At 71.3% G+C, this 19,024-nt stretch carries 19 protein-coding genes; 4 read left to right on the forward strand and 15 right to left on the reverse strand.

Going from position 1 to position 19,024, the window contains the following annotated elements; all coding sequences use genetic code 11:
* Positions 1–89 precede the first annotated feature (89 nt).
* The 5 genes from AB0J53_RS38365 to AB0J53_RS38385 are packed head-to-tail and all read right to left on the reverse strand — an operon-like array spanning position 90 to position 5,433.
* Positions 90–1,559 carry a sulfatase-like hydrolase/transferase gene (locus AB0J53_RS38365; RefSeq protein ID WP_364181562.1) on the reverse strand — a complete coding sequence of 490 codons (1,470 nt, stop codon included), beginning with the start codon at positions 1,557–1,559 and terminating at the stop codon, positions 90–92.
* On the reverse strand, positions 1,556–2,524 hold the full coding sequence (locus AB0J53_RS38370; protein WP_219502216.1) for an aliphatic sulfonate ABC transporter substrate-binding protein: 969 nt from the start codon (positions 2,522–2,524) through the stop codon (positions 1,556–1,558). The genes AB0J53_RS38365 and AB0J53_RS38370 overlap by 4 nt, the downstream gene beginning before the upstream one ends.
* 37 nt (positions 2,525–2,561) lie before the next feature.
* Positions 2,562–3,332, reverse strand: coding sequence for an ABC transporter ATP-binding protein (locus AB0J53_RS38375; protein ID WP_364181565.1), 771 nt, complete (start codon positions 3,330–3,332; stop codon positions 2,562–2,564).
* The gene (locus tag AB0J53_RS38380) at positions 3,329–4,129 is read right to left on the reverse strand and encodes an ABC transporter permease (protein ID WP_364181568.1); all 801 of its coding nucleotides are present in this window, start codon (positions 4,127–4,129) and stop codon (positions 3,329–3,331) included. Before AB0J53_RS38380 ends, AB0J53_RS38375 begins: the two co-directional genes overlap by 4 nt.
* The gene (locus tag AB0J53_RS38385) at positions 4,126–5,433 is read right to left on the reverse strand and encodes an ROK family protein (RefSeq protein WP_364181571.1); all 1,308 of its coding nucleotides are present in this window, start codon (positions 5,431–5,433) and stop codon (positions 4,126–4,128) included. The genes AB0J53_RS38380 and AB0J53_RS38385 overlap by 4 nt, the downstream gene beginning before the upstream one ends.
* Positions 5,434–5,665: 232 nt before the next feature.
* Between AB0J53_RS38385 and AB0J53_RS38390 the strand changes: the two genes are divergently transcribed.
* Positions 5,666–6,628: a hypothetical protein gene (locus tag AB0J53_RS38390; RefSeq protein ID WP_364181574.1), complete on the forward strand. Its 963-nt coding sequence runs from the start codon at positions 5,666–5,668 to the stop codon at positions 6,626–6,628.
* Between the two features lie 69 nt (positions 6,629–6,697).
* Positions 6,698–7,825, forward strand: coding sequence for a hypothetical protein (locus AB0J53_RS38395; RefSeq protein WP_219502206.1), 1,128 nt, complete (start codon positions 6,698–6,700; stop codon positions 7,823–7,825).
* Positions 7,826–7,870: 45 nt separating this feature from the next.
* Here AB0J53_RS38395 and AB0J53_RS38400 read toward each other — a convergent pair whose 3' ends face one another.
* Positions 7,871–8,104: a hypothetical protein gene (locus tag AB0J53_RS38400; RefSeq protein WP_219502205.1), complete on the reverse strand. Its 234-nt coding sequence runs from the start codon at positions 8,102–8,104 to the stop codon at positions 7,871–7,873.
* A 107-nt stretch (positions 8,105–8,211) separates the two neighbouring features.
* Between AB0J53_RS38400 and AB0J53_RS38405 the strand changes: the two genes are divergently transcribed.
* Together AB0J53_RS38405 and AB0J53_RS38410 are read left to right on the forward strand one after the other, a co-directional pair.
* The gene (locus tag AB0J53_RS38405) at positions 8,212–8,790 is read left to right on the forward strand and encodes a Uma2 family endonuclease (RefSeq protein WP_219502284.1); all 579 of its coding nucleotides are present in this window, start codon (positions 8,212–8,214) and stop codon (positions 8,788–8,790) included.
* Between the two features lie 3 nt (positions 8,791–8,793).
* Complete coding sequence (locus tag AB0J53_RS38410; protein ID WP_364181578.1) at positions 8,794–9,345, forward strand: Uma2 family endonuclease; 552 nt, start codon at positions 8,794–8,796, stop codon at positions 9,343–9,345.
* 49 nt (positions 9,346–9,394) lie between these two features.
* On the opposite strand, the gene AB0J53_RS38415 is transcribed toward AB0J53_RS38410, so the two are convergent.
* From AB0J53_RS38415 to mltG, 9 genes are all read right to left on the reverse strand, one after another.
* The gene (locus AB0J53_RS38415) at positions 9,395–11,953 is read right to left on the reverse strand and encodes a phenylalanine--tRNA ligase subunit beta (protein WP_364181581.1); all 2,559 of its coding nucleotides are present in this window, start codon (positions 11,951–11,953) and stop codon (positions 9,395–9,397) included.
* Entirely contained in the window at positions 11,953–12,993 is a 1,041-nt protein-coding gene (gene pheS / locus AB0J53_RS38420; protein WP_246644347.1) for a phenylalanine--tRNA ligase subunit alpha, read from the reverse strand. The genes AB0J53_RS38415 and pheS overlap by 1 nt, the downstream gene beginning before the upstream one ends.
* Positions 12,994–13,113: 120 nt before the next feature.
* Entirely contained in the window at positions 13,114–14,199 is a 1,086-nt protein-coding gene (locus AB0J53_RS38425) for an ATP-binding protein (protein ID WP_308125661.1), read from the reverse strand.
* Positions 14,200–14,249: 50 nt separating this feature from the next.
* A complete protein-coding gene (locus AB0J53_RS38430; protein WP_219502201.1) occupies positions 14,250–15,053 on the reverse strand; it encodes an RNA methyltransferase in 804 nt (267 codons plus the stop codon).
* A gap of 115 nt (positions 15,054–15,168) precedes the next feature.
* Complete coding sequence (rplT, locus tag AB0J53_RS38435; protein ID WP_049568547.1) at positions 15,169–15,552, reverse strand: 50S ribosomal protein L20; 384 nt, start codon at positions 15,550–15,552, stop codon at positions 15,169–15,171.
* 27 nt (positions 15,553–15,579) lie between these two features.
* Positions 15,580–15,774 carry a 50S ribosomal protein L35 gene (gene rpmI / locus AB0J53_RS38440; RefSeq protein WP_219502200.1) on the reverse strand — a complete coding sequence of 65 codons (195 nt, stop codon included), beginning with the start codon at positions 15,772–15,774 and terminating at the stop codon, positions 15,580–15,582.
* Positions 15,775–15,899: 125 nt separating this feature from the next.
* Positions 15,900–16,487: a translation initiation factor IF-3 gene (infC, locus tag AB0J53_RS38445; RefSeq protein ID WP_219502280.1), complete on the reverse strand. Its 588-nt coding sequence runs from the start codon at positions 16,485–16,487 to the stop codon at positions 15,900–15,902.
* Between the two features lie 304 nt (positions 16,488–16,791).
* On the reverse strand, positions 16,792–17,646 hold the full coding sequence (locus AB0J53_RS38450) for a shikimate dehydrogenase (RefSeq protein ID WP_364181587.1): 855 nt from the start codon (positions 17,644–17,646) through the stop codon (positions 16,792–16,794).
* Positions 17,647–17,653: 7 nt separating this feature from the next.
* The gene (gene mltG / locus AB0J53_RS38455) at positions 17,654–18,811 is read right to left on the reverse strand and encodes an endolytic transglycosylase MltG (protein ID WP_364181590.1); all 1,158 of its coding nucleotides are present in this window, start codon (positions 18,809–18,811) and stop codon (positions 17,654–17,656) included.
* Positions 18,812–19,024 lie beyond the last annotated feature (213 nt).

A 19,024-nucleotide genomic window follows, 5' to 3' on the forward strand; every position in this document is an offset into this window, starting at 1 on the left:
TTCAGTTCTGTCGTCACAAACGGATCTTGAACGCCCTCGCTTCATGTCCGCAGCCGAACAGCTGATCTCCACCCCTTGGAATCAATCATCTAGACCGGACTGTTCTCTGGTTCGAAGGCGCTCAGGCTCGGGTCGTAGTCCGAGGCGCCGATGTCGTACATGGGCGTCATCCAGTGATAGAAGTTGTCGCCGCGCTCCCGGAGCAGGTCGTACAGCCTGCGCATGAGGCGCTGACGGACCGGGCGCAGCTCGGGGTGCTCGTAGCGGTTGCTGAGCTCGTGCGGGTCGCCGGCGAGGTCGTACAGCTCGTTGACGGACTCGGGGTTGACCACCAGCTTGTAGCGCTCGTCGCGGATCATCCGCTGCGGGTAGGGGAAGTGGTGGCCGTGGAACTCGGCGACCAGCTCGGGGGCCCACTCCGGCCGCTCGCCGCGCACCAGCGGGACCAGGCTGCGGCTGTCGACCGCCGGTGAGGTGTCGCAGCCGGCCAGGTCGAGGATCGTCGCCGTGCAGTCGGTGAGCGTGACGAACTCGTCCCTGACCTGCGGCGGCGCCCCCGGGACGCGGATGATGCCGGGGATGCGGTAGATGTCCTCGTACATCGCCGGGCCCTTGTCGTGCAGCCGGTGCGCCCCGGTGAACTCGCCGTGGTCCGCGGTGAAGAACACCCCGGTCCGGTCGGAAAGGCCAAGCTCGTCGAGCCTGTCCAGGATGCGGCCGATCTGCTGGTCGATGAGCGTCACGTACCCCCAGTAGACGGCGATCAGCTTGCGCGTCACCTCGATGGGGATCGTGTCGAACGTCCAGTGCTCGCTGTAGTTGCGCTGCACCGGCGGCTTGCCCTCGAACGTCTCGGCGATCGAGGGCGGCAGCTCGACCAGCGCCGGGTCGTACAGGTCGAAGTACTCGTCCGGCAGCAGGTACGGCAGGTGCGGCCCGAAGAAGTGGGTCGCCAGGAAGAACGGCTCCCCGGTGGCCGCGTAACGGTCCAGGTGCTCGATCGCCCGCGTCGCCAGGTAGTGCTCGAACGTGGCCTCCACCGGCTGGTGCAGCCGCGCCGCCAGCAGGTTGCCCGGGTTGCCGTTGGGCGTGGTGCCGCGGATGAGGTCGGAGATCCGGTACGGCGGCAGGTCACGCTCCTTCAGGTACGCCAGGTAGTCGGGGTGGTCGACCGGGTTGTGCCAGCCGGGCAGGTCGGGGCCGTCGAAGCCGTACGAGGCGGCGTTGCGGTGGGTGCCGCCGTGCCACTTGCCGATCAGCCCGAGCCGGTAGCCGCGCTCCTTCAGCGCCTCCGGGAAGGTGAAGGCGTCGTCACGCAGGTCCTCCAGGTAGCCGACGTTGCGCTCGTAGTTGGCCAGCAGCCGGTGCCGGAACGGCGCCTGCCCGGTGAGCAGGCTGGCCCGCGCCGGGGTGCAGATGGCCGTGGGCGTGTAGAACCGGTCGAACCGCGTGCCGGTCTCGGCCAGCCGGTCGAGATTCGGCGTGGCGACGTGCGGGTTGCCGTAGCAGCCCAGCGTGTCGACGCGGTGCTGGTCGGTCATCAGGAACAGCAGGTTCACTTACTGTAGGCCTTCGTGTAGAGATCGCCGGTGTAGTAGGTGGCCGGGTCGGGGGCCGACGGGAGCTGGCCGGTGCTGACGAAGAACTCGCTCAGGCTGTTCAGCCACTTGCCGACGCTGCCGTCCTGGGTCTTGGCGACCAGGTCGGCGGTCGACATCGTCTGCACGTTCGCCGCGTCGGCCGCGACCTTGGCCTTGTCGAGCTTGAGCAGGGCCGCCGCCTCGGCGATCGCCTCGTCCGGGTGGGCGGCGCGCCAGTCGTTGGCCTCCTGCAGCACCTTGAGCACCTTCTCGGTCAGCTCAGGCGCCACCTCGTTGCCGCCGACGAACGCGGTCGGGAACGAGTTGTCCGGGAACTCCTTGGTGCTGGCCAGCTCGACCGTGCCGGGCACCTTGGCCTTGATCGTGTCGATCAGCGGGTACCAGATGCCGGCGCCGTCGATCTGCCCGGCGGCGAACGCGGAGACGACCGTGGCCGGGTCCATCGGCACCTTCTCGATGTCCTCGACGGTCATGCCGGCCTTCCGCAGGGCCAGGTTGAGCACCATGTCTCCGGAGGTGCCCTCGGGCACGCCGACCTTCTTGCCCTTCAGGTCCTGGATGCTCGCGATGCCGGGCCGGGCGATGACGCGGTCGGCGTAGGCGAGGGTGTTGACGGCCACGACCTTGGCCTTGCCGGACGCGGGCAGCCACATGGCGCCCGGGCCGATGTAGCCGAAGTCGAGGTCGCCCGCGCCGAGCGCCTGGATCTGCAGCGGGCCGTTGGTGAAGACCTTGATCTCGGGCGTCAGGCCCTGCTTCTCCCACAGGCCCTGCTTGTCGGCGATGGCCAGCAGGCTGGCGCCGTTGTAGTCGCTGATGTAGCCGAAGCGGACGGTGGAGCCGTCCTCGGAGCACGCGGACACGGACAACGACATCATGATCACCGCTGTGGCGGCCGTCAGGGCGCGGCGAAGCACACGCATGGCGGGTACGTCCTTTCCGGGGGGTTTCGTCGGCCGATCAGGCCGCGGGAGCTTGGTGGTAGACGGAGTGCCAGACCTCGTTGCGGATGCGGCCGAACTCGGGCGACAGGCGGATCTCCTCGGTGCGCGGGTAGGGCAGGCCGACGTCGATGATCCGCTGGACCCGGCCGGGCCTGGCGGCCATGACGATCACCCGGCTGGCCAGGTAGACGGCCTCGTCCACGTCGTGGGTGATGAACATGACCGTGCGCTGGTCCTGGCTCCAGGTGTGCAGGAGCTGGTCCTGGAGCTGCACCCGCGTCAGCGCGTCCAGCGCGCCGAACGGCTCGTCCATGAGCAGCACCTTCGGGTTGACCGCGTAGGCGCGGGCGATGGCGCAGCGCTGCTTCATGCCGCCGGACAGCGTCTTGGGCAGCGCGTCGGCGAAGTCCGACAGGCCGACGAGCTCGATGGCCCGCTCGGCGCGGCGCCTGCGCTCCTCCGCCGGGAGGTCGGCCAGCTTCAGCCCGAACTCGACGTTCTTGCGCACGGTCAGCCAGGGGAACAGCGCGTACTGCTGGAAGATCACGCCGCGGTCGGGGCCGGGGCCGGCGACCGGCTCGCCGTCCACGAGCACCTGGCCCGCCGACGGCTCGACGAGCCCGGCGGCCATGCTCATCAGCGTGCTCTTGCCGCAGCCCGACGGGCCGACGACGGTGACGAACTCCTGGTCGGCGATGTCCAGGCTGACGTGGTCGAGCGCGGTGAACGTTCCCTCGCGCATCGGGTAGGTCTTGACGACGTCCCTGAAGGAGATCTTGGTGGTCATCGGCGCTCCTGCCAGTCGGTGAGTCGTCGCTCGGCCAGGAGCAGCAGCCGGTCCATCAGCAGGCCGAGCACGCCGATGGCGATCAGTCCGACGAAGATCGTGGACAGGTCGTAGTAGAGCTGGGCCTGCTGCATCCGGAAGCCGAGCCCCTCCTGCGCGGCGATCAGCTCGGCGGCCACCAGCGTGCCCCACGCCGAGCCGAGCCCGACCCGCATGCCGACCAGGATGAACGGCGTGGAGGCCGGCACCACGACCTTGAGGAAGATGGTCCGGTCGGAGGCGCCGAGCACCCGGGCGGCGTTGATGAGCGTCTTGTCCACGTCCACCACGCCCTGGAACGTCGCCACGACGCTCGACAGGAACGACGCCAGGAAGATCACGAAGACCTTGGGCACCTCGCCGATGCCCATGAGCACGATGGCCAGCGGGATGATCGCCAGCGGCGGGATCGTGCGGAAGAACTGGACGTACGGCTCCAGCAGGCCGCGCGCGGTGGCGTACCAGCCCATCAGGAAGCCGACCGGCACGGCCAGCAGCGTGCCCAGCAGGAAGCCGAGCAGCACGCGGCGCAGGCTGGCCAGCGCGTCCATCGCCAGCGTGCCGTCGGCGACCAGCTCGACCGCGCGGGCGGCGACCTCGGCCGGGCCGGGCATGCCCTGCACGCCGACCGACGCCAGCAGCGTCCAGATCGCCAGGCCGATGACGACGGCCACCAGGTTGAGCACGATCGAGCGGCGCGGCCCGCGCCCCTCGGCTTGGCCGCCCGTCTTGCGCTGCGGCGCGGAGATCGCGGTCATCGCCGCCTCCCAGGGTTCATGGTCTCCTCCGCTCGCTCCGGCGCCGCCGGAGGCCGCTCCGCCTCGTCGCCGTCCGCCGGATAGCGGGACAGCAGGGGCGATTCATGCAGGACCAGGGCGATCGCCCCGAGCGCGCCCGCGGCCTCGCCCAGGGTGGCCCTGCGCAGGCTCACCCGGTCGCGGGTGACGGGCATGATCTGCGCACCCAGCGTCTCCCCGACCGGGTCCAGCAGCGCGGCCCCGGCCTCCGCCAGCTCGCCGCCGACGACGACCACGCTGGGGCCGATCGCGTTGCACAGCGCGGCGAGCACCGCGCCCACGCGCGAGCCGACGTCGCGCAGCAGGCGGTGCGCGACGGCGTCGCCCTCGCGCACCGCCTTCACCAGCTCCGGCACGTCCTCGGCGCGCCCGCCCGCCGCCCGGTAGGCGTCGAGCACGGCCCTTATCGACGCGACGGTCTCCAGGCAGCCGGTCCCGCCGCAGTCGCAGCGCGCGCCCGCCGGGTCGACCGTGATGTGGCCGAACTCCCCCGACAGCCCGTACGCGCCGCGGTGCAGCGATCCGCCGACCACCAGCCCGCCGCCGACGCCGTGCGACAGCCGCAGGTAGAGCACGTCCTCGACGCCGGTGGCCGCGCCCCAGATGGACTCGGCCAGCGCCGCCAGCCGGGTGTTGTTGTCGGCCAGCACCGGCACGCCGAAGCGTTCGCGCAGCAGCCCGGCGAGCCGTTCGTGCCCCCGGGGATCGTTCCCCCCGCAACCGTCACCGCGACCGTCACCGCGACCGTCACCACGAGCGTCACCGGGGCCGTCCTCGGTTTTCGGGCCGCCGCCCACGGGGCCGACGACGCCGACGCCGATCGCGCTGAGCGCGCCGAGCCGCAGCGCGCCGCCGCCGTGGGCGCCGGTCAGGCCGCGCACCAGCCGGGCGGCGAGCTCCACCCGCTCCTCCCACGGCAGACCGGCCGGGTGCGGCTCACTCGCCGAGCCGACGACCTCGTGCGCCACGTTGACGGCGGCGACGTGCACGGCGCGCCGGGCGAAGTCGATGCCGATGGCCTGGCCGGCGTCGGGGTTGAGGGTGAGGGTCTCGGCGGGCCGGCCGCGTCCGCGCGGCGCCTCCTGCTGGGTGGCGGCGACGACGGCGCCGCTGGCCACGAGTTCGGCCAGGATGTCGTACAGGGTGGTGCGGGACAGGCCGCAGTGCTTGCCGAGCTCGCCGCGGCTCAGCGGGCCGTGCCGGCGCAACAGGCCGAGGACGAGCTCCTCGTGCCCGCGGCGCAACTGTGAGAGTGGACCGGGCATAGGGCAGAGTCTGCCGACCGCCGCTCTTTTTGGTCAATAACCCGGAAAAAACGGTCTACGGGCCGAAATTTCGGCTTTCACCAGGTGAAACACTGCCGTAGGTGATCGTGCACGTCCCGTAACGTTCGCGTAACGAGGGTTGCGGCGCGTGACGAACGGCGGGTTAATTTCGCAACCTGAGCAAATTTCACGGCGGCCTCCGCGGGCCGCCCGTTCCCGCCTGCGAGGCCCCATGCCCCTGCCCCCGATCGACCCCGCCGGCGCGACCGTCGTCCTGCGGCCCGAACGCGACGAGCCCGGCTACTGGGCCGGCAGCGCCGGCGTGCTGCACGACGGCGAGCGGTTCTGGCTCACCTACCGGCAGCGCCGACCCCGGGGTGCCGACGCCGAGCGCGGCTGGCGCTGCGCCGTGGCCGTCTCCGACGACGGCGTCCGCTTCACCGACGTGTGGTCGGTGCGCAAGGACGAGCTCGGCACCCCCTCCATGGAACGCTTCTGCCTGACGCGCACCGCGTCCGGCGGCTACCGGCTGCTGATCTCGTACGTGGATCCCGCCGACAACCGCTGGCGGATCGACGGGCTGACCGCCGCCCACCCCGCGCGCTTCGACCTCGCCGCCCGCCGCCCGGTCCTGACGGCCGCGTCCACCGGCACCGAGGGGGTCAAGGACCCGTACGCGCTGACCTGGGGCGGGGTCACGTACCTGTTCGCCAGCTACGCCGCCCCGTTCGCCGGGCAGCGCGCGGACGCCCACGCGAGCGGCGACGTCTACGCGGTCGGCGCCACCACCCACCCCACCGGCCTGGCCGTCTCCCACGACGGCGGCGAGGAGTTCCGCTGGGAGGGCGAGGCGCTGGCGGTCGGCGGCGACTGGGACCGCTACCAGGCCCGGCTCAACAGCGTCGTGCCCGTCAAGGGCGGCTTCCTCGGCTTCTACGACGGCTCGGCCTCCCACGAGGAGAACTACGAGGAGCGCTGCGGCCTGGCCGTCTCCGCCGACCTGCGCTCCTGGCGCAGCCTCACGCCCGGCGGTCCCTGGTCTGTCTCGCCGTACGCCACCGGGTCCCTCCGCTACGTCAACGCGCTGGCCGTCGGGGACGAGTGGTGGTTCTACTACGAGCTGACCCGCGCCGACGGCTCCCACAACCTCCGCCTCACCAGGAGTTTGACCAGCGGACATGGACTGGCCGTCTAGAAGTCTGTAAGGATCTTCTGCGACGCCTTATTGTCCGGGTTCGTCAAGGAACATCCTGAAAGGCAACACATGCGGGTCGCACACGTCCTGGCCGCCGCCCTCACGGCTTCCACCCTCGTCTCCCTCCCCGCCCACGCGGCCGACCGGCCGTCCTTCCCGGCGGAGGTGTACGGCGGGGCCTGGCAGGCGGGGCACGTCCAGGGGATCGCGGTGGACGAGAAGAAGGGCTTCATGTACTTCTCGTTCACCAACCTCCTCGTCAAGACCGACCTGACCGGCAAGCCCGTCGGCTCGGTGACCGGCTTCACCGGCCACCTGGGCGACCTCGATCTCAACCGGCAGGACGGCCGCGTCTACGGCTCGCTGGAGTACAAGGACGCCAAGGCGTTCTACATCGCGATCTTCGACGTCGACCGCATCACCAGCCTCGGCATGGACGCCGAGAACTCCGACGTGGTCAAGACCGTCTACCTCAAGGAGGTCGTGGCCGACTACAGCGCCGACATGAACGGCGACGGCGTCTTCGACGGCAACGTGGCCGACACCCCCGACCACCGCTACGGCTGCAGCGGCATCGACGGCGTCGCGTTCGGGCCCGAGTTCGGCAAGCGGCACGGCAAGCAGAAGCTCACCGTCGCCTACGGCGTCTACTCCAACACCACCCGCGCCGACAACGACCACCAGGTCCTGCTGCAGTACGACGTCAACCAGTGGCGCAAGTACGAGCGGCCCCTCACCCAGTCGGCCCCGCACACCGCCGGTCCCGACGCCCCCGCCGGCAAGTACTTCGTCCGCACCGGCAACACCAGGTACGGGGTGCAGAACCTGGAGTTCGACGGCCACAGCGGCACCTGGCTCATGGCCGCCTACAAGGGCGCCAAGCCGGGCTTCCCCAACTACTCGCTCTTCACCGTCGACGCCTCGGCCAAGCCCGTCACCGGGCCCGTCGAGGGCCAGCCGCAGCCGGAGCAGGGCGCCATCCTCCCCCTCGCCCCCAAGGGCCTGCACGACCCGCAGAGCGGCGTCCGAGGCTGGGAGTCGGGCGGCCAGTACGGCCTGGCCTCGCTGGACGACGGCCGCTTCTACGTCGTCAAGGACGGCAAGATCGTCGAGGACGGGGTGACCAAGCAGACCGCCCACGCCCAGCTCCACCGCTGGACCGCCCAGCCCCCGAACCCCTTCGAGCCCATCGGCTGACCCCGCACCGCCCGCCGGGCGCCGGAGCACGCCCGCTCCGGCGCCCTACGCGTCCTCGCGCCACCCGTCGTAGCGCTCCACCAGCTCGTCGACCTTCACCGGATCCACCCCGTCGGCCCCGTCGAGCACCACGACCCACTGGGCGTCCTCGGCGTCGTCCTCCCCCGCCAGGGTCTCCCGCACCACCCGCGGCACCCCCAGCCCCGGGAACCACTCCCCCAGCGTCTCGGCCACCTCTTCGGCGTCGTCCCTCTCACCGAACACGAGCAGCTGCCTCATAGAGCCGCATTCTCTCACCACTCGTCAGCCCGGCACTCGTTCACCTACAGTGATCGAAGTAGCTTGCTACGGTAAGAACCATGACGGCCGAAGCGGTGAGCCTGACGATGACGCCACCTTCGCTACCCGACTGGGTGTTCCCGCCACCGCAGGGCTTCACGGCGGAAGACCTCGATCACATTCCGGATCTGCCTGCGCACACGGAGTTGATTGACGGAAGCTTGGTCTTCGTGAGCCCACAGCGAGACTTCCACACCTCGGCGCTGTTCTTGCTGGCCGTGGGGCTGCGGGCGGCGGCTCCCGAAGGGCACCGGGTCCGCCGCGAGATGAGCGTGAAGCTCGGCCCCCGGCAGCGCCCCGAGCCGGACCTCATCGTCCTCGGCCCCCGGGCCGTCATCCGTCCCGACGCCACCTTCTACGAGGCCGCCGACGTGGTGCTGGCGGCGGAGGTGGTCTCGCCCGAGTCGGAGGAGCGCGACCGCGCCCGCAAACCGGCCCTCTACGCCGAAGCCGGCATCCCCCATTTCTGGCGCGTCGAAAGCGACTCCGGCAGGCCCGTCGTCTACGTCCACGAGCTCAACCCGCCCACCCGCTCCTACGTGCCCACCGGCATCTACCACGACCGCCTCAAGGTCACCGTCCCCTTCGACATCGACCTCGACCTCACCGAGATCGACACCTTCTAGCCCGTGACGACCGAGCCGCGAGGCTTCACGGCGGACGACCTCGACCACCTCCCCGGCCTGCCCGCGCACACGGAGCTGATCGACGGCCACCTGGTGCCCGCGGGCCCCCGGACCTCCCTCCGCACCCGCCTGACCGACCTCCTGGTCGTCTCGCTGCGCCGCAGTGTCCCGCGTGACCTCCGGGTGCGGCGGGAGATGAGCGTCGTCCTCGGCCGGGACCAGCGGCCGGAGCCCGACGTGTGCGTCATCAGGGCCGAGGCGGACACCAGCCCGGAGCAGACCTTCTACCACGCCCAGGACGTCACGCTCGTCGTCGAGGTGGTCTCCCCCGAGTCCAGGACCCGCGACCGCGACCGCAAACCCGTCCTTTACGCCGAAGCCGGCATCCCGCACTTCTGGCGCGTCGAAAGCGACTCCGGCAGGCCCGTCGTCTACGTCCACGAGCTCGACCCGCCCACCCGCTCCTACGTGCCCACCGGCATCTACCACGACCGCCTCAAGGTCACCGTCCCCTTCGACATCGACCTCGACCTCACCGAGATCGACACCTTCTAGGCATGGCGAGGGCCGGTACGGGAGTCCGTACCGGCCCTGGGGGTCGGGGTCAGGAGGTGCGCAGGTGGGCGCCGACGCGGTCGGCGGCGAGGGCGACGGCGGCGTCGCGGGCAGCCGTCGTCTCCTCCACCGTCAGCGTGCGGTCCGGGGCGCGGAAGCGCAGGCTGTAGGCGAGTGACTTGTTGCCTTCGCCCACCTGCTCGCCCGCGTAGACGTCGAACAGCCGCACCGACTCCAGCAGCTCGCCCGCGCCGTCACGCAGCGCGGCCTCGACGTCCGCGACCGGGGTGAAGTCGGGGACGACGAGCGCCACGTCCTGGGTGGCGATCGGGTAGGACGAGATGGCCGGGGCGTCGACGGGGCCGGTCAGCGCCGCCTCCAGGCGGGTCAGCTCCAGCTCCAGCGCGGCGGTGCGCGGCGGCAGCCCGTAGGCCTCGACCACGCGCGGGTGCAGCTCCCCGGCGTGGCCGATGAGCGTGTCGCCCAGGTAGAGGGCGGCGCAGCGGCCCGGGTGCCACGGCTCGTGCTGATCGGCGGTGATCGACAGCTCCAGCCCGGCCTCGCCCGCGATCAGGCGGGCGGCCTGGACGGCGTCGGCCCAGGAGGCCTGGCGGCCGGCGCCCCACCAGCCGGAGCGCTCGAACTCGCCGGCGAGCACGGCCGCGACCCGGATCGGCTGGTCGGGCAGCGCCTCCTCGATGGAGGCGAGCTCGTCGGCCGTGGGGCGGCGTTCGACGCCGAGCACCGGCGCGACCGAGGGGGCGCCCTCGCGCGGCCGGTAGACCGCGCCGGTCTCGAACAGCGCCACGTCGGCGAAGCCGCGCCCGGCGTTGCGGACCAAGACCTTGAGCAGCCCCGGCAGCAGCGTGGTGCGCATCAGCGGCTCGTCCTCGGCCAGCGGGTTGGACAGCCGCATGGCCCGGCGGCGCGCGTCGTCGGCGGGCAGCTGGAGCCGGTCGAAGTCGTCGGCGCTGATGAACGGGTAGGCCAGCACCTCGACGTAGCCCGCCTCGGCGAGCGCCCGGCCGACGCGCCTGCGCAGCCGCTGCCCTTCGGTGAGCCCGGCGCCGGCCGGGGCCTTGGGCAGCACGGAGGGCAGCTTCTCGTAGCCCTCCAGCCGGATGACCTCTTCGGCCAGGTCGTTGGGGTCGGTGAGGTCGGGGCGCCACGACGGCGGCGTCACCGTGATCATGTCGTCGCCGGTGACGGCCAGCCGGGCGGCCAGCTCGCCGCCGGTGACGACGCCGGTCGGGTCGACGCCGCCGCTGCGCACCGCCGGGTCGGCGCCGTCGGTGACGACGCAGCCGACCTGCTCCAGGCGGTGGACGACGGTCTCCTTGGAGTAGGGCAGGCCCGCGATGTCGCCGGGGTGGCTCGCCGGGATGGCGATGCGGGCGGGCGTCACGTCCACCTCGGCGTGCGTGACGCCCGGCTGGACGGTGGCGCCGCCGAGCTCGGCCAGCAGCGACACGGCCCGCCAGGAGGCGACGAGCGGCAGCTCGCGGTCGACGCCCCGCTCGAACCGCTTGGACGCCTCGGAGACGAGGTTGTGCCTGCGGGACTCGCGGGAGATGCCGGTCGCGGAGAAGTGCGCGGCCTCGATGACGATGTCGGTCGAGCCCTCGGAGATCTCGGTCTGCAGGCCGCCCATGGTGCCGGCCATCGAGATCGGCCCGGACTCGTCGGTGATGAGGATGTCGTCGGGGTCGAGGTCGCGTACGACGTGGTCGAGCGTCTCCAGCCGCTCGCCCGCGCGCGCCCGGCGCACCACGACGGGGCCGGTGAGCTTGGCGCCGTCGAAGGCGTGCAGCGGCTGGCCGAGCTCCAGCATGAGGTAGTTGGTGATGTCGACGGCGAGCGACACGGGCCGCATGCCGGCGCGGGTGAGGCGTACGCGCATCCACAGCGGGCTCTGCGCGGCCGGGTCGAAGCCGGTGACGCGGCGCAGCACGAACCGGTCGCAGGCGGTCTCGTCGGCGATGGACGCCGGCCAGGACTCCTCGGTCTCGGCGGGCGGCTCGACGGCGGCGGGGTCGCGGAAGGGCACGCCGAAGGCGGTGGCGACCTCGCGGGCCACGCCCCGGATCGACAGCGCGTAGCCGATGTCGGGCGTGATCTCCAGCTCCAGCACGTCGTCGCGCAGGCCGAGCAGCTCGACCACGTCGGCGCCGATGGGCGTGCCCTCGGGCAGCACCATGATGCCGCCGTGGTCGTCGCCCAGGCCCAGCTCGCGCTCGGAGCAGATCATGCCCTCGGACATGCGGCCGTAGGTCTTGCGGGCGCCGACCTCGAACCCGCCGGGCAGCACGCCGCCCGGCAGCACGACCGGGACGCGGTCGCCGGCGGCGAAGTTGGTGGCGCCGCAGACGATCTCGCGGGGCGCGGCCTCGCCGACCTCGACCCTGCAGTGGCGGATCGGCTTCTTGAAGCCGGTCAGCTCCTCGATCTCCAGCACCTCGCCGACGACGACGTTCTTGACGTCATGGCCGTGCGAGGTGATGGACTCCAGCTTGAGCCCTGCCGCGGTGAGCTGGTCGGCCACCTCTTGCGCGGTGACCGCCGCCGGGAGATCGACACACTCCCGCAGCCAGGAAAGCGGGACCCTCATCAGATCTCCATTCCGAACGGGAGCGTGAAGCGCACGTCTCCCTCGATCATGTCGCGCATGTCCTCGGCGTTGTGGCGGAACATCAGCGTCCGCTCGATGCCCATCCCGAAGGCGAACCCGGAGTAGACCGACGGGTCGACGCCGCAGGCGACGAGCACCCGCGGGTTGACCATGCCGCAGCCGCCCCACTCGATCCAGCCCTCGCTCTTGCAGGTGCGGCAGGGCGGGTTGCCGGGCACCGCGGAGGCGCCGCGGCACACGAAGCACTTCAGGTCCAGCTCGGCCGACGGCTCGGTGAACGGGAAGTAGTTGGGCCGGAACCGGGTCGTGATGCCCTCGCCGAACATGACCTCGGCGAACCGGTCGAGCGTGCCCTTGAGGTGGGCCATCGTCAGGCCCTTGTCGACGGCCAGGCCCTCGGTCTGGTGGAAGACCGGGGTGTGGGTGGCGTCGAGCTCGTCGGTGCGGAACGTCTTGCCGGGCGCGATCGCGTAGCAGGGCACGCCGCGCTCCAGCAGCGCGCGGATCTGCAGCGGCGAGGTCTGGGTGCGCAGCACCATGCCCGAGTCGGCGGAGCCGACGAAGAACGTGTCGTGCTCGGAGCGGGCCGGGTGGTCCTTGGCGATGTTGAGCGCCTCGAAGTTGAACCATTCGCCTTCGAGCTCGGGGCCTTCGACGACCTCGTAGCCCATGGCGACGAAGGTGTCGGCGATGCGCTCCTGCATCGTGGTCAGCGGGTGGCGGGCGCCGCGCGGGCGCCGGTCCCAGGGCAGGGTGACGTCGACGGTCTCCTCGACGAGCACGCGGGCGTCGCGTTCGGCCTCCAGCTCGGCCTGGCGGGCGGCCAGCGCCTCGCCGATGGCCCTGCGGGCGGCGCCGACGCGCTTGCCGGCCTCGGCGCGGGCGGCCGGAGGCAGGGCGCCGATCTCGCGGTTGGCCAGGGCGATGGGCGAGCGGTCGCCGGCGTGCGCCAGCCTGGCCTGCTTGAGTGCGTCGAGCGTGTCGGCCGCCTTGATCGCCTCCAGGGCGCCGGCCTCCATGCGCGCCACCTCGTCGGCGTGCAGCGGGGTGACCTCGACGGGGTCGTAGTCAGACAAGAGTGAGCTCCGTATCCAGGGCTTGAGCGGGAAAAGTCTAGTGGCCCGGCCCACCGGTCCTGTTTATGCGAAGTCAGGAGTGCCGGTGGGCATGGTAAATCGGAACTCCGCGCCGCCCTCGGGGGCGCGCTGCACGATGATGGTGCCGCCGTGCGCCTCGACCAGGCCCTTGACGATGAACAGGCCCAGGCCGGTGCCGCCCCGCCGGCGGCTGTTGCCGCCGCGCCAGAACTGCCTGAAGACGCGCGGAGCCAGCTCGGGCTTGACGCCCTCGCCCTCGTCGCGCACCGACACGGCCACTCCCCATTCGACGGACTCGATCTCGATCGTCACAGTTCCGCGCCCGTGACGCACTCCGTTTTCCACCAGGTTAGCCAGGATCTGGTCAACCTTGTCCTGGTCGAGCCACATCTCGGGCAGATCGTCGCCGACGACGAGGCGGAAGCGGTCCTCCTGCTCGCCCGCGGCGACCCGGCCGGCGATGACCCGGCGCGCCCGCGCGGGCAGGTCGACGACCTGGCGGTGCAGCTCCAGCCGGCCCGACTCGATGCGGGAGACGTCGAGCAGCTCGGTGATGAGCCGGGTGACGCGGTCGGCGTCGTTGTTGACGGTCTCCAGCATGACGCGCTTCTGCTCGTCGGTGAAGCGCGTCCATTTGGCGAGCAGCGTGGCGGTGAAGCCCTTGACGCTGGTCAGCGGGGAGCGCAGCTCGTGGGCGACGGTGGAGACCAGGTCGGCGCGGCTGCGCTCCAGCCGGGCGCGGGCGCCGCCGTCGCGCAGGGTGATCGTGACGCGCTCGACGTCGCCGCACCGCTCGGGCTCGCGCACGAGCCTGGCCGCCACGTACAGCTCCTGGCCGCCGGGCAGGTGGAGCGGGCGCTCGGGGACGCGGCTGCGGGTGCGCAGGCCGCCCTCGGGGTCGAGAGCCTTCCACCACTCGCGCCCGTCGTTGTCGCGGAAGGGGAAGACCTCGCTCATGTCGCGGCCGACGGCGCGCTCGGCCGTCACGGAGGTGAGGCGGGCGGCGGCCCGGTTGACGGCGAGGACACGGCCGAACCGGTCGGTCACGATGAGCCCGTCGGGCAGGTCGTCGATGGCGATCGAACACGCGGCGGCCACCACCCGCCCGTCGGTGTCTGCGCCGTGCACGACCTCGCCTCCTCCGCCTACAAGGCCGACAATAGCGGGTTTCCCGCCGCCTAGGGCACTCGCTGAGCCCTCGCGGACGAGTAAAGGCAGACCGCCGCGGCGGTCGCCAGGTTGAGGCTTTCCGCCTGCCCGTAGATGGGCACCCGGACCACGTCGTCGGCGAGCGCGAGCACGTCGTCGGGCAGCCCCCACGCCTCGTTGCCGAAGATCCACGCGGCCGGCCCGGACAGGTCGACGTCGTCGAGGGTGTGCTTGCCCGCGCCGTCGGCCGCCAGCACGCGCAGCCCGCGCTCCTTGAGCCGCGCCACGGCCGCCGCCACCGGCTCGCCGATGACGACCGGCAGGTGGAACAGGCTCCCGGCGCTGGCGCGCACGCACTTGCCGTTGTACGGGTCGACGGAGGCGTCGGTGAAGACCACGGCGTCGGCCCCGGCGGCGTCGGCGGCCCGCATCACGGTGCCGGCGTTGCCCGGGTCGCGTACGTGGGCGAGCAGGGCGACCAGCTTCGGCTCGGCGGGCAGCGCCTCGCCGAGCGGCACGTGGACGTGGCGGCAGACGGCCAGCAGCCCCTGCGGGGTGACGGTCTGCGACAGCTCGGCCATGACCTCGCCGCTGGCCCGGTGGACCGGCAGGCCCTGGAGGGTGGCCTGGGTGACGAGCTCGGGATGGCGCAGCTCGGCCTCGGCGGTGGTGAACAGCTCCAGCGTCACGCCGTCGAGCTTGAGCGCCTCGCGCACCGCCTGCGGGCCCTCGGCCAGGAACTTGCGGTCCTGTTCGCGGAAGGCGCGCTTGGTGAGCCTGCGGGCCGCCTTCACGCGCGGCGACCTCAGGTTGGTCAGCTCGGTCCCGGCCATCTCATCCCCCTCGGCTCTCACAACGGTCGGCCCGGACGACCGGCTCGGGCGAACCGGTCCCGGGCACGGCAAAGGGCCCACCGTCAGGCGGGCCCTTGGCTCAGCTCGGTACGGCTCAGCTCGCGGCCGGCGCGTTCACGTTCGCCGGGAGCGCCTTCTTGGCGGCCTCGACGAGCGTGGCGAAGGTCTGGCTGTCGTTCACCGCGAGGTCGGCGAGGATCTTGCGGTCGACCTCGATGTTGGCCAGACGCAGACCCTGGATCAGGCGGTTGTAGGTGATGCCGTTCTGGCGGGCGGCGGCGTTGATCCGCTGGATCCAGAGACGACGGAACGTGCCCTTACGGTCCTTGCGGTCCCGGTAGGCGTACGTCATCGAGTGGAGCATCTGCTCCTTGGCCTTGCGGTAGAGCCGCGACCGCTGGCCACGGTAACCGCTCGCCCGCTCGAGGACGACCTTGCGCTTCTTCTTGGCGTTGAGCGCCCGCTTCACGCGTGCCATGTTTCTTCTCCCCGGGGAAAGTTCGCGCTACTTGGCGAGCAGCTTCTTGATCTTCTTGGAATCGGCGTCGGAAAGGACGACCTCGTTCTTGAGACGGCGCGTCAGCGTGGACGACTTCCACTCGTTGTAGTGCGCGCGGTTGGCGCGGCGGCGCTTGACCTTGCCGGTGCCGGTGAGCCGGAACCGCTTCTTCGCACCGCTGTGCGTCTTCATCTTCGGCATGTCGCCGTCTCTCCTCATTCGGTCGTGCCGGTGGCCGGGCCGGTGCTGGCCGGCCCGGTCGCGGCGTCTTCGTGTGGCGGGGTGGCCTGCTCGGGTGTCCAGTAAGGCTAAACCCGAGCCGCGGGTCACACTTCCTCTACGGAAGGCTCCTCGCTGCCACGCTGTGCCTTGGCGGCGGCCTTCTCGGCCTTGGCCTCGGCCTTCTTCTTGTGCGGACCGATCACCATGATCATGTTTCGGCCGTCCTGCTTGGGCTGGGACTCGACGAACCCGAGCTCCTGGACGTCCTCGGCGAGCCGCTGCAGCAGCCGGAAGCCGAGCTCCGGCCGGGACTGCTCACGGCCGCGGAACATGATCGTGACTTTGACCTTGTCTCCCGCCTTGAGGAACCGCACCACGTGACCCTTCTTGGTCTCGTAGTCGTGCGGGTCGATCTTCGGCCGGAGCTTGATCTCCTTGATGATCGTGTGCGCCTGATTCTTGCGCGCTTCGCGCGCCTTCATCGCGGACTCGTACTTGAACTTGCCGTAGTCCATGAGCTTGCACACGGGCGGTCGAGCCGTCGCCGCGACCTCGACGAGGTCCAGGTCGGCTTCCTGGGCGAGCTTCAGGGCGTCGTGAATGGACACGATGCCCACCTGCTCGCCGTTCGGGCCCACGAGGCGGACCTCGGGAACTCGGATACGCTCGTTGATGCGGGGCTCAGTGCTGATGGGGCCTCCTAGGTTTGCGATCCCTACGTGCTCGTCGTGCCGGGCAGCTCTTCGCCGCAACGCGAAAAGCCCCGCACGTCGCGCATGCGGGGCCACTGAGCTTTTCGGCTTCGTGGCCTCAAGCTCCCCGGAGTAGTCCGGCGTGATCCTTTACCCGGCCACCTCGCGGCGACTCGGGTGGGAGGGAGACCTCCGCTTGCGCGTCCAGCAAGTCATGCCGGACCGATCAGAGAGCTACATTACCACAACCACGGAGCTTCCTCGAATCATCCCCGCTGGTCATCCGTGCTGGTCATCCTGCTGGTCATGCCCGCTCGCCGGATCGCCTGAGGATTTCCGCCTCGCCGGCCGCGCGCATGGCGTCCACCGGCACGTCCGTGCGGCCGGTCATGAGCTCCACCTGCCGCACCGCCTGGTGCAGCAGCATGGCGAACCCGCCGACCACGGTGCCGCCCGCCGCGCGCACGGCCGCCGCCGCGACGGTCGGCCAGGGCGCGTAGACCACGTCGAAGAGCGCCGGCACCCGCGCCAGCCGGTCGGCGTAGGCGTCGGCGGCACCGCCGGGCAGCGTCGAGACGACCAGGTCGGCCTCCAGCGCGGCGTCGAGCTTGTCGAACGTCCGCACCGAGAGCGTCACCCCGAGCCGTTCGGCCACGGCCGCGGTCTCCCCCGCCCGGGCCGGATCGCGCACGATCAGCGTCACCGCGAACAGCCCCAGCTCGCGCAGCGCCGCGAGCGCCGACCCGGCCGTGGCGCCGCCGCCGAGCACGGTGGCCGAGCGCGGCGCGGGCACCCCGGCCTCCGCCAGCGCCTGGGTGATCCCGTACACGTCGGTGTTGTCGCCGTGCGCGGCGCCGCCGGAGAACACCACGGTGTTGGCGCCGCCCACCTCGACGGCCAGCTCCGAGACGGTGTCGAGCAGGGGCAGCACGGCGCGTTTGAGCGGCATGGTGAGCGACAGCCCCGCCCACGCGCCCGCGTCGCCGGCGCGCTCGCCGCGCACCGGGCGCAGCTCGCGCAGCTTCGCGGGCAGCCGCGCCTCGTCGCACTCGAACGCCTCGTAGCTCCAGCCGGTCAGGCCCATCTCCCGGTACGCCGCCCGGTGCAGGAACGGCGAGAGCGAGTGGCTGATGGGCGAGCCCAGGACCGCGGCCCTCATCCCCGGCTCAGCCGCCGTTCCGTCTGTATTCGGCGAGCAGCGCCTCGAACTCGGCCTCGGTGGTGGCGAACTTGGTCACGCTGCTCCTGCTGGGATCGGTGGCCACGAAGTACAGCCAGGAGCCCCTGGCGGGATTCAGCGCCGCCTCGATCGCGTGGTCGCCGGGGTTGGCGATCGGGCCCGGCGGCAGGCCGAGGTGCTTGTAGGTGTTGTACGGCGAATCGATCTCCAGCTCGGCGTGCGTGGCCGCGGTCTTGTAGCGCTTCCAGGCGTACATCACCGTGCTGTCCATGCGCAGGTGCATCTCCGGCTGGTGGTCGAGCCGGTTGTAGATGACCCGGGCGATCTTGGGCATGTCCTCGTGCCGGCCCGCCTCGGCCTGGATGATGCTGGCGATCGTGAGCATCTGGTGGGCGGTGAAGCCGCGCTTCCTCGCGGCGGCCTTGAGGTCGTGCTTCTCGGCCGACTGGTTGAACCGCTCGACCATCTGGCCCAGCATCTCGGACGCGGTGGCCTTGGGCTGGAACTCGTAGGTGGCGGGGAAGGCGTAGCCCTCCAGCTTGCCCTTGGCGTAGCTGGGCAGGCCGAGCTCGTCGGGCTTCTTGGCCGCGGTCTCGAACTCCTTCACGCTCCTGCCGGTCGCCTCGGCGAGCTGGGTGAAGGTGTCGGACAGGCGCAGGCCCTCCTTGAGCGTCACCGTCAGGCGCAGCCGCGCGTCGGGGTGGAGCAGCTTGACGGCCTCGGCGGCGGCCATCTGCTTGCGGAGCTTGTACGAGCCGGGCTGCAGCGACGAGCTCTTGCCCGCGCTGTCGACCGCGTTGGTGAACGCCCTGGCGCTGGCGACGACCCCCTGCCGCTCCAGCTCCTGGGCCACCTCGGAGGCGCTCTGGCCGTCCTTGATCTCGATCACGACCTCGCCGCTGCCCTTGCCGGCGTAGTCGTCGGGGACGATGGCGTCGCTGACCCACAGGTAGCCGTAGTAGCCGCCACCGCCGATGATGCCCGCCAGCACGATGAACGCGAGCAACGGGGCCAGGAAGCGGCCCCGGCTGCGGCGCCTGCGCCTTCTGCGCCCGCCGCGTCTGCCCGAGCCCCTGGCGCGACGCCCGCCCCGGCCGTCGTCGTCCTCGGCGCCGAGGAGGAAGTCCATGTCGAGATCGTTCATAGGTGAGCCGGCCAATCTCCCGGAACTGCTGGCCCGGGGTCACTCGGTGACACCCGGCGGTGGGGGGTCACCGAGCGGACGAGGGGGATGTGCCGGACACGCTGCGACGGCCGGCAGGGGTCACTGTGAGTAGCCATGCTAGAGGACGGAAAGAGCGTGTGTGTCCCGGGTCGGGAGCTTCGCACGGTGACACCGGCGCGCTCCCGCGGGGTG

This window comes from Nonomuraea sp. NPDC049725 (genome assembly GCF_040674795.1).
GTDB lineage: Bacteria > Actinomycetota > Actinomycetes > Streptosporangiales > Streptosporangiaceae > Nonomuraea > Nonomuraea ceibae.